This is a genomic window from Shewanella sp. 125m-7, assembly GCF_052977045.1.
Genome location: NZ_JBRILQ010000019.1, coordinates 70,201 through 80,972 on the forward strand (window position 1 = coordinate 70,201; position 10,772 = coordinate 80,972).

At 39.8% G+C, this 10,772-nt stretch carries 8 protein-coding genes; 4 read left to right on the plus strand and 4 right to left on the minus strand.

Going from position 1 to position 10,772, the window contains the following annotated elements; genetic code table 11:
• Positions 1 to 82: 82 nt before the first annotated feature.
• Positions 83 to 424 (plus strand): hypothetical protein, encoded by a 342-nt coding sequence (locus ACVBIL_RS10850; protein WP_447166997.1) that lies wholly within the window; start codon positions 83 to 85, stop codon positions 422 to 424.
• Positions 425 to 500: 76 nt separating this feature from the next.
• Here the strand turns inward: ACVBIL_RS10850 and ACVBIL_RS10855 are convergent, their stop codons facing one another.
• The 3 genes from ACVBIL_RS10855 to ACVBIL_RS10865 form a co-directional block, all read right to left on the minus strand.
• Positions 501 to 1,100, minus strand: coding sequence for a response regulator transcription factor (locus tag ACVBIL_RS10855; protein ID WP_447166998.1), 600 nt, complete (start codon positions 1,098 to 1,100; stop codon positions 501 to 503).
• Positions 1,093 to 2,889 (minus strand): sensor histidine kinase, encoded by a 1,797-nt coding sequence (locus ACVBIL_RS10860; protein ID WP_447166999.1) that lies wholly within the window; start codon positions 2,887 to 2,889, stop codon positions 1,093 to 1,095. Before ACVBIL_RS10860 ends, ACVBIL_RS10855 begins: the two co-directional genes overlap by 8 nt.
• Positions 2,890 to 3,138: 249 nt before the next feature.
• A complete protein-coding gene (locus tag ACVBIL_RS10865; protein WP_447167000.1) occupies positions 3,139 to 4,422 on the minus strand; it encodes an FAD:protein FMN transferase in 1,284 nt (427 codons plus the stop codon).
• 193 nt (positions 4,423 to 4,615) lie between these two features.
• Here ACVBIL_RS10865 and ACVBIL_RS10870 point away from each other — a divergent pair, with 193 nt between their 5' ends.
• The 3 genes from ACVBIL_RS10870 to ACVBIL_RS10880 all read left to right on the plus strand — a co-directional run bounded on the left by ACVBIL_RS10870 (position 4,616) and on the right by ACVBIL_RS10880 (position 8,925).
• Entirely contained in the window at positions 4,616 to 5,959 is a 1,344-nt protein-coding gene (locus ACVBIL_RS10870; protein ID WP_447167001.1) for an FMN-binding protein, read from the plus strand.
• An 82-nt stretch (positions 5,960 to 6,041) separates the two neighbouring features.
• On the plus strand, positions 6,042 to 7,082 hold the full coding sequence (locus tag ACVBIL_RS10875) for a porin (RefSeq protein ID WP_447167002.1): 1,041 nt from the start codon (positions 6,042 to 6,044) through the stop codon (positions 7,080 to 7,082).
• Positions 7,083 to 8,154: 1,072 nt separating this feature from the next.
• On the plus strand, positions 8,155 to 8,925 hold the full coding sequence (locus ACVBIL_RS10880; RefSeq protein ID WP_447167003.1) for an RluA family pseudouridine synthase: 771 nt from the start codon (positions 8,155 to 8,157) through the stop codon (positions 8,923 to 8,925).
• A 556-nt stretch (positions 8,926 to 9,481) separates the two neighbouring features.
• On the opposite strand, the gene ACVBIL_RS10885 is transcribed toward ACVBIL_RS10880, so the two are convergent.
• Complete coding sequence (locus ACVBIL_RS10885; RefSeq protein WP_447167004.1) at positions 9,482 to 10,513, minus strand: tyrosine-type recombinase/integrase; 1,032 nt, start codon at positions 10,511 to 10,513, stop codon at positions 9,482 to 9,484.
• Positions 10,514 to 10,772: the final 259 nt, after the last annotated feature.

Sequence of the window (10,772 nt, forward strand, 5' to 3'; positions counted from 1 at the left end):
ATCAATGAGTTGAATCTGCTGCTATTTGAGTTATGCTTAATATTCGCAAGTTTATTATTAGACAGTGAAGAAGAGAGTGTAGATGGTAGTAGATAACGTCTTATTTTTTGAAGGGTTCACTAAGCCCGTTGGCGACTATGCTTGCGCTAAACTGTTATTACTGGGCCTAATGGTATTTTCGGAGCCTAATATACCTAAGCCGCTATCCGTTCCCCTACAAAGCGCTATGACGTCCCCTGCTACTAATAACGTCTCTATCGCTCAACAAGCTATTAATACTCCAGAGGCTCTTATTCAAACTAGCAGCGGGCTGCTCGCCAAAAAAAGCCGCTATAATGCGGGATTGGTCTGCCAAGATAAGGGCTGGGAGTTTTGTGCCACCTGGGCGAAATCAAGGCGCAGTCCCGGTAGTCGAATTGCATAGGTTTTTGCTTGATTAAGTGTAATCATTAATGAGCTAAACAGATGGGAGTAGACTCAGTAAAACATGCATCGAGTGATTAACCGATGCGTTTCCCCATTAAAAAAGCAAGCTCCGCCACGTTACTGACTTGCATTTTTTGCATCACTTTTTGACGGTGTAGCTCTAAGGTCCGCTGCGCGACATTTAGCTCTGCGGCGATGACTTTATTAAGCTTACCTTCCAACACTTTCTCCATTACCTCATACTCCCTAGGCGTTAGCGTTTGTAATTTAGTGGTTAGCTCTTGCTTCGCTATTTTACGCTGCATATTGAGCTCTGTTTGCTTGCTCGCTTGCTCAAGTAGCGTAACTAATTTATCACCATCCACGGGTTTTTCTAAAAAATCGAGTGCTCCTTTTTGAATTGCCTGTACCGCCATAGCAATACTTCCGTGGCCACTTAGCATTATCACTGCGATTGGGCTTTTTGACGCTGTCATATGGTTAAGTAACGCGCTGCCATCCATTCCAGGCATCTGTACATCTAAGATTGCAATCCCTGCGTGTTGTAAATCAACCTGAAGCAAGAAGGCGTCAGCAGAGTTAAAGCCTTGAGGCTGATAACCTAGGCCGTTTAGCATCCAAGTTAGTGAGTCTAATACGTCCTGATCATCGTCTACTAAATACAAATTAGTCATTTAATGACTCCTTAATGGGAAGGGTGATGGTCATGGTTAAACCGGCTTCTTGTTGTTGAGTACCCGGATTGCAATTATTTTTAGCTTTTATCTGACCATCATGCTCTTCAATAATGCGCTTACAGATGACCATACCGAGGCCCAAGCCATTCTCTTTAGATGTTTCGAAAGGGAAAAACAGACGCTCTAGGGCTGTTTCGCTTAAGCCGCAACCATTATCCTTAAATTCAATAAGTGCATGGCGCTTTCGTTTAATAAGAGAGATAGAAAGCATAGGCTGACAGCTATTTTCCATAGCATCGAGGGCATTACGGATAATATTGACTATAACCTGCTGAAGTAAACTTGAGTCGGCATTGAGCTCAACTTGCTCACAGTAAATCGCAGGTGTTAATTGCATTCTGGCAAACTCAGCGGCCATGAGAGTTAATGTATCGTCCAAAATCTGGTTAAGACTACATTGTGCCATCACACTGGGTTGCTGGCAGAAGTGCCTAAAGCGTTTAATGGTGGATTGAGCCCTATCAACTTGCTGTATCGCTTTTGTCATTGCCTCTTTTAGATCCGACTGTTCATCAGACAAACGATAAATACAACCCTGTGTTAAATAACGGATCCCGGCTAATGGCTGATTTAACTCATGAGCAATACCTGATGCCATTTCACCGGTTAATAGCACGCGCTGCGCCTTATAAAATTGCTTAGTTTGCTCTAATAAGGCTTTTTGAGTCTGAGTATGCTGTCCAACTTCAGCCTGTAGATCTCGGGTGCGTAATACAACCAGACGCTTTACTCGTAAGTGATGGATATAACCGAGTAAGAGTATGATTGCGATTACAATAGCCCAGGGGAGCGCACTCTTAAAAATAGAGGTCCAGTTGGTGACAAAAGGCCATTGCTGTAATTGTTTTAACAGTTTAAAGACATCACTATCATTGACTGTTGCGGACCATGAATCATAACGACCAAGGGTTGCCGCAACATCATTTTTGTTTATTGCTAATAATGAGCGAACAACGTGAGTTGCCAAAAGATGGTCTGTTTTTCCTAATTTAGAGAATGAATAGTAGGGATAAAGAGCACTCGAACTTTGACAAGAAAATTGTGGCTGTGCTTTAGTTAGAACGACATGTAGCATGCCTTTGGCTATCTCACCATTGTTGATTGCATTCTCTAAGACACAAGTCGGTAATATTGCGACATCAGCTTCACCATCGAGTACAAAGTTAAGGAGTTTCTGTTGCGGAAAGCCGACAAATTTTAGCTGCTCAAAATCACTAAACGGGTTTAGGCCGTTATCTGCCATTTCTCCTGCGAAAATTTGAAACCCGCCAAACGCTTGTTTATCTGTAGAAACCGCGCTTAAATTTTTGAGCATCTCCATATTCGGAACATCAACATCGGCGCGAGTAACTAATGCTGAACCAACAGATTGAGCAGGTTGTTTATTATTTAAAGACACCAAGGTCAGTATGCTGCTAGTACCATAATCCTTTTTGTAACTTACCGCGGTTAACGCATTGGTGATCAAGAAATCCAATTTACCTTGTGCAACATCTTGGTCAAGTTGAGTCGGTGTTAACGCCACTAGCTCAAAGGGACGATTTAAGTCACGTTCTAATTTATCAATGGTCGGTTGCCAACGTTTTTCTACGTTAACTGGATGTGTAAATGCAAGCACGCCTACACGAACAGGAATGGCTTGATTCGATTGTGCTGCGTAACCATCACTAATAGAGCAGAAAATAAGAGCACTTAAGCTTACTAGACCAGCTAGTTTTACCAACATCATTTAGCCCAACAGGTAGGTTATTCAATAAGAGTTATAGCGCTATTATGACGCTTTTGTCGCTAAATGTTGGGGAAACGGCGTCGTTAAGTGAAGCTAATCACGCTTTGGTTGCGATTACGGAAAACCGCTATATAAAAAATAACCCGTAACTTTATAATTAGTTTACGGGTTAATATATTAACTTCATTGCTTACTTCAAGTTTATTTAATGTATCAATCAGCTTTGAATTAACTTTGAATTATTGTCTAGTGAGTTTTAAATCTATAACCGTCAAAGTGTTTAGATTCTACTTTGTCGCCTTGTTCATTTAAAAACCAAACAGCTTCTATATCATCATGTTCATTGGTATATTTAATGGCTTCGTCAATCGGCATCAAAAAAAGAGCCGTTGAAATGATATCAGCGAACAGCTGGTTATTGTTCATAACGATTGTTGTCGATATTCCCGTTTCTTTAGGGTATAAGGTTTTTGGATTAATAATATGGTGATATTCTTTGCCATTAACACGGTAATATCTTAAATAATTACCACTGGACACTACTGTGATATCATTGCCGCTTATAATCTCATGAAATTGTTGTTCAAAACTCTGACACTGTGGCAGTGTATTGTTATATTTTTTACATACTGGGTTTTCTACTGCGGTCGTAAATTGACGCCCCTGCGGGTGAACGCCTAAATGTCTGATGTTGCCTCCCGCGTTGATCATAAAGTTTTTTAGACCATCTTGCTTTAATTGCCTGTAGACCATTTCAGCCATCCAGCCCTTGGCGATACCACCGAGATCGATGCTCATTCTTGACTGCATCTGTATAGTGTTGTTTGTTGTATCAAGCCTTATGTTCGCGATATTTGTGAGTTGCTTAGCTTGTTGTAGTTCAATTTTAGTAGGAATTCCGCATTTATCCAGTTGCTTTTGTTCACCTTTACATTCATAGCGGTGCCCACGCCAAAGATCAATCACAGGCGATAATGCAATATTGAAATAGCCATTGGTTTTAGCATGCCAGTCAATACTTGCTTCGATAAGCTCAGTGAGTTTAGGGTCAATAGTGTGCTTTTTCTCTGGCTCATTATTGATGCTTTTAATATTGGTGACGTGTGGGTAACTACTGTAGTTCGATGCAAGATAATGGTATTTCTGGATCACATTTAACGCGTTACATAATGTTTTATCTAAATGTTGTGTTTCTTTGTCATATATATCGATACTTATTGATGTACCAAAATACTTAAGTGTTGTTAGGTTTGTTTTTATCTCATCAGTTAATATAACGGCGTTACCTTCACACTGATACGGTTTACCTTTCGTGTCCACATTAATGATGGTGAAGTCTGGCGCTTCAGGCAAATTGTTTGGTATTTGTGCATAAGCCGAATTAGACATCACGAACATGGAAAAAATTAATCCTGATATAACTCTTTTATAACGACTGGATTTATAACTGTTTGAGATAGTACCGCTCGATACAGACGAGTACATCATAGGCAATCGGTATGATTGACGCGAGGCTGATATTTTATTCACTTTAGTCTCAGGCTTAGATAGCAATGTTTGAATAAATATCACGTGCAGTAATTTGAGTGAAAAATAACTTATCGTTATGTTAACCCTGTCATATAAATAGGACTAAAAAACCATATTGCGGAAAACCGCAATTGTGGATAAATTTAAAAGTTTTATTCTGAGCTCAATGCAATAACTATTGAAGGCCGACAGAATGAAAACCTTAAACATATTCAATAAAACTCTCGTGAGCAGCGCTGTATTGATCGCGACTATGACACTTGCTGGGTGTTCAGCAACGATGGATCAAGGCAAGTACGCTGACGGTACTCATGATGTATCTGCTAAAGGTAAAAAAAGTTTAATTACCCTGACCGTTGAAGTTAAAAACGGTCATATCGTCGATATCAAAACAAAGTCGCATAAAGAAACTGAATCATTATACCTAAATGCAGAGCGCCTACTGTCCAAGGTTGTCGCAAATAACGGCCATGAAGGTATCGACGCGGTTTCTGGTGCAACTTATTCATCAAACGGCATTTTAGAAGCGATTAACAGCTTGCCACGTGCTGATGGACGCCAACCTGAATATGTTGCTGTTGGTGCAAAAGATGGAACAGCTAATGAAGACTTTAAACTCAAATGGTCCATTCAGCCACAACTGGGTTTATTAACGGGTGATTATTACTACCAAGAAGCACGTTTCCGTCAGGGACACATGGGTAGTGTTGCAATCGTTACCGAGCTTAAAAACTCAGATAACGTGATATTTGCAGAGTTTAATGAAAGCGGCCGACCAAACTATTACACCCGTTTGTACCAAAATGTGCCTAAGCGCATGTCTGAATATAACTTCTCTATGGGTAAGAAAAAGGGCACTGCCTGGGTGCAGTCGGCACTAACCATGGAAAAGCTAATGGTAGAGCAAGACAAACTAACCTTCGATCTTAATCCAGATTTTGATCCATCATTAGGCAATAAGCTTAAAGAACCGAATCGTTTGAAGTATGCAGGTATTGATGTGGTTGCGGGTGCTTCAAACAGTATTCAACAGTCTATGGTACCACTGACCGCAAAAATTCATGCGCAGATAAATGGCGAGGGTACTAACGAGCGTTTCTATCAATATGCTGAAAAGCTTGTTGATGGCAAAGGTAAATGGACTGGCGTAACAGCCATGTTACGTATTGTTGTCGATACCAATACTCAGCAAATTAGCAAAGCTCATTACGATGAAATCTTTGCCGATGAAAAATCTTCGATTACAGATGCGTCGCAAAAGAAGTTCTATCGTCAATCAAAGTATGAATCTATTAATTACGTTGAACCTGCTCGAATTGGTTTTAACGTCATGATAGATGGTTTAAACGCTCATCTGCTGCAGGGCGGTTCACTGTTTTTAATTGATGATTTGCCTGCTACAGGTGATACCGGCAGCTACGCGGCGACCGGTTTTACTAAGCGCTCTAACTCATGGGATACCTACTTAAAGCAAGCAGAGATCTTATATACGCAAATGCGCCAGGACGGCGTAATTGATGAACATAAACACAACTAATCCTGCTCTGGGCATCGACTCCTAATCGCCATAGAGCCAGGAGTCGTCTGTCTTTAAAATAATTTAAACATTAAGAGAGAAGATGATGAAAATAGTTAAACTAAGTTTACTTGCCGCTGCCGTGTTAGCTTCACCAAGTGTTATGGCTGATGCCTATAAGTTTTATGGTCGTATCGATTACTCTATTACTCACTCTGACAGCGGTAGTGCAACTCATAGCGGTAAAAGTGGCACTATTCTAGAGAACAACTGGAGTCGTTTAGGTATAAAGGGCAACGCGCCGTTAAATGAGGACTTTACCGTATTTTATCAAATTGAAGTCGGCGTAAATGGCGCGACCGAAGGTAAGCAAAATAATCCGTTCTCAGCACGTCCTACATACTTGGGTATAAAGCACTCTACAGTAGGTCAACTTGCTGCGGGTCGTATTGATCCCGTGTTTAAGATGGCTAAAGGTACTGCAGATGCGATGGATATGTACTCGTTAAAGCACGACCGTTTATTTGCAGGTGATAAGCGTTGGGGTGACTCACTAGAATATAAAACAGTTAAGTGGAATAAATTACAGTTTGGCGCTAGCTATATCTTAGAAGATAACTATTACAATGAGGATGATGCTCGTCGTGATAATGGTAACTACCAAGTTGCATTAACTTTTGGCGATAAGCTTTTCAAAACCGGAGACCTTTATCTAGCTGCTGCTTACACAGATGGTGTTGAAGACATCAAAGGTTTCCGTGCTGTTGCCCAGTATAAATATAACAATTTAATGTTGGGTTCCATCTACCAGAGCTCTGAGATTGTTAATCCAAATAAAGACAACTGGCAGCAACGTGATGGTGATGGTTTTATTGTTAGTGCTAAGTATCAAATCGATAAGCTAACGCTAAAAGCACAATACGGACAAGATGATTCAGGTACGGGTAAGATTGCTGGCCGTGTATATGACAAGTTAGGTGCGGCAGCGACCCTTGTTCCAGAGGTTTCACAATGGGCGATTGGCGCAGAATATCGTTTGTCTAAATCGACTCGCGTTCATACTGAACTTGGTCAGTTTGATGTAAAACAATACTCGGATTTTGATGATACGATTGCAAGTGTTGGTTTTAGAATCGACTTTTAATCATCCCTTTTATGGCACTGTGGTCATAAATGGACAATGCCCATGCAAAACTGGCGTGCAGTAATGAGCAGATTTATTATTGAGTTTGAAGACAGACTTGTAAAACATATTAATTAAACTGCAGTTACCCCCTCTGTTTAACCAACTTTGTTGTATACATTAGCTGTAAAACGGACGCGTTAACTTAACTACTTGGCAGTGTCCCTTCGACCAGTTAGCCCCAGAAAGTGCTCAAGGATGTGCACTTCCTTCCTACTCGTTTAGCGCTATTTGTTCTTCTTCTCACGATACTCCAGCCTCAATGACCTTTTCTTATTTACTTACTCCTTACGGTTTACCATCTTCTTACGCAGGCGCCTTGGAGATTTTTATACCTCAGACTTTTAGATCTATTCTTGCCAAATTAACAGGAACATCATTTTAAAAGTCAGCAGATAAATACGAGTTCCTCTGTCATATAAGGATGAGGACTCACTAGAATTATTTACTGTTTATGGGAAGAACATGCTTCATTCAATGATTTTTCACCAATATTGACTCATAATAAATATGCAGGCATGTGATTACACATGCAGCTTAATGCAAAATATCTCGGGTTTATATTTTTAATTCTGTGTTTTTATGCGGGTAATGTGCATACTGGCTGCCTTGAAAATAAGGAGGCATCGGCAAATTATTTATCGTAGATTCAGTGTCTAAAATTTAGCCTTGAAGGCTTTGTCATGAATGTAGCCATCTTTGGTAACGTTTTTAACTGAATCAGTACTTAAATTGCTTCCTGCGTTAGCATCAATGTACAAACACATATTACGGTGAATTTCTATACACATCACTCTCTAACAATAACCACAGATGTACATCATTGTTAGCGGGCAAGTATGGGCGTTACCGTTCATCTAAGTAAGCCAGACTGTAGGCGGCTATGATGTAAACAGTGACAGTGAGTAGATGATTTGGATAACAGTTATTATTCTCTAGAGCGTGATGTAACAAGTCAAGCTTTGCTCGTTGTACGCAGTAAACTCATGTATCATCCCTGTCCTAGTTAACAGTTCATCCTCTCAAGGCTTCTATGAAAAATCCAGCAGATGATTTTATCGCACCTCCCTGTGTTGAAGAGATCACGATTTTATATCAAGACGAGCATCTACTGCTGATCAATAAGCCTTCTGGATTGTTATCACTATCGGGCAAGCATCCTGGCAATCTAGATTCTGTGCATTACCGTTTAGTAAAAGATTACCCAGGTTGTTCTTTAGTACATCGGCTTGATTTAGGTACATCCGGAATAATGCTCATCGCGCTTAATAAAACGATTAATGCTCTTTTATGTAGGCAATTTAGTGAGCGTAGCGTGTTAAAGCGTTATACAGCATTACTACTGGGCGGGCTAAAAACGCTAGATGGGCGTATCTCTGCTGCCATTGCTAAAGATAAACCTAATTTTCCACTGATGAAAATTTGCGACATAGAGGGCAAGCCTGCGCATTCTTTATATCAAGTGCTAGCTAGCGAGAATGTAAACAAGGTAGAAGCAACGGCGATAGATGCGAAATCAGATAAGAGAGATGTAAACTTTGACGTTGCTGATCCACTAAAGGCTACAGTAACAACTGAGCAGATTGCTATAACGAGGGTAGAGTTAACACCTGAAACAGGTAGGACGCATCAATTGCGGATCCACTGTCAGTATATGGGTTACCCAATTATAGGCTGCGATTTATACGGTACGGAGTTTTCATATCAGCTCGCACCAAGATTGATGTTGCATGCAAATCGGTTAGAGTTCAATCATCCCATTTCTGGAGAACGAATATATGGTGAGAGCTCGTGTCCATTTTAAGTTTAAATTGTTGCCACATAAAATCCAATTCTTTAAAAGAGTATTCAGTATTTACAGTTTATAAAAAAGCAGTTTAAAACTGCATATTCTATGTAGCCGTTATTATTCTACTTATTTCATCTGGTGATTTTGTTGTTATCTAGCCTCGCCATAAGGCTTTAAACAAAGTGATTAGCTTAATAACTTCCTGTTTATCAGTGAGATAGCTTGTTTCTTTGTGAATTTATTTTCTGTAGCTTAACGCTGTAGATTAAATGTTTTTTGTCTTTCGTGTATTACTTATAGTGCCTTAAAGTTAGCTGGTATTTTTATATTTTTCGCTATATGCGCGTTCGAGTAATATAAGTCTTTAATACGGTTTTATCCGTTAAGAAATCAAATATGACATTCAGAACGTAAATAATCCCTAAAGTAACTTTAAAGTAGGATGCTTATACTCTTAAGTTTAATCGGATTTAAATATAACGAAGTAAAAATAATATCCGACAGTTAGTTTTTTCTTGGATATTTCAACAGCAGTCTTTTTATATGGAGACTCAGTTTTAATCATTCTATTTTAGTCTTTCGGTTTTAAGTAGTGACGTAATGACCTCGGATCTGTGTGCCCAGTTCTTCCCATGATATAGAGATGGTCTTTATCATTTTCGTGTAACTGGGTTACACAACCACTTCGCAGACTGTGCGCGCCATAAAACTGTGAATTAAGACCCGCTCTATCACAATACTTTCTGATCATTTGATAAATATCATCGCCACGTAAAAAACCTTTGCCGACTTTAGGTTTATCAACTTGATACTCTCGGATGCTATTACCATCACGGCTTAACGATCTAAAAAGATGTCCTTGTTTGATTTTCGTTGCATCAATCCATTGCTTTACTATGTCGTAGGCGGAAAACAATTCTTGTTTTGGCAGATCTTTCCATTCCCTTTGTCCTTGTTGGTTACTCTTAGAGTAGGGCACACGGACTTTTAGTTTTTCTCTTAAAAAACTAATGTGTTCTACTTTTACCTCTGCTAACTCTGACCGACGAAACCCTCCTTGTAAGCCAAGTTGCAATATCGCCTTATCACGTAAGCGCGTTAATTCTTGCGGTTGTTGATCGATCACCGCCAACAGCATTTCAAGTTCATCGTAAGTTATGGGTTGCTGATCATAATCCGACATGTGGCGATATTGGTTACGCATTAAGCCACGCATAACCCTTATCACCAACGGATGTTCCGTTGGCGAATGAAATCCAGCTTGAATATGGAAAAATCGAATGGCTGCCAACCGAGTATTAATGGTTTGCTTAGACAGCTGGTGGCCATTTTTTTCTTGATATAACTCTTTTTGATGACCGATAAAAGAAATAACACTACGTGGATCTGCAGGCAGGTTATTCAAACCGTGTTGTTCACAGTAGCGTTGAAAAATTGAAAAACTTGAACAATAAACTCGGCGCGTATTATGAGATATTTCATACTGAGTTTCATCAGCCGCACTTTTATAATCGTCTAAGATCGATACAGGTAGCTGATGTTCACGGAAGAACTTGTCGTCAGAATCTGTATTAGAGTGCGACTTTTTTAAAACATTAATTATGGCCTGCGGCTGAGCATCTTCGGATTTTGCGATAAAAGTCGCTGAGTTGTCATCGAGATTATCAGCTTCAACATGAGTAGTTTTAGCACCATGCTTTTCAACATGAGTATTCTGAACTTGGCTACTTTCAACTTGGCTACTTTCAACTTGGCTACTTTCAACTTGGCTACTTTCAACTTGGCTACTTTCAACTTGAGTACTTTCAACTTGAGTACTTTCAACTTGAGTACTTTCAACTTGAGTACTTTCAACTTGAGTA

What these genes read in the sequence shown, in the direction of transcription:
- ACVBIL_RS10850 (WP_447166997.1), top strand. Translation starts at nt 83, where the DNA reads ATGGTAGTAGATAACGTCTTATTTTTTGAAGGGTTCACTAAGCCCGTT.
- ACVBIL_RS10860 (WP_447166999.1), bottom strand. Translation starts at nt 2,889, where the DNA reads ATGTTGGTAAAACTAGCTGGTCTAGTAAGCTTAAGTGCTCTTATTTTC.
- ACVBIL_RS10880 (WP_447167003.1), top strand. Translation starts at nt 8,155, where the DNA reads ATGAAAAATCCAGCAGATGATTTTATCGCACCTCCCTGTGTTGAAGAG.
- ACVBIL_RS10855 (WP_447166998.1), bottom strand. Translation starts at nt 1,100, where the DNA reads ATGACTAATTTGTATTTAGTAGACGATGATCAGGACGTATTAGACTCA.
- ACVBIL_RS10870 (WP_447167001.1), top strand. Translation starts at nt 4,616, where the DNA reads ATGAAAACCTTAAACATATTCAATAAAACTCTCGTGAGCAGCGCTGTA.
- ACVBIL_RS10875 (WP_447167002.1), top strand. Translation starts at nt 6,042, where the DNA reads ATGATGAAAATAGTTAAACTAAGTTTACTTGCCGCTGCCGTGTTAGCT.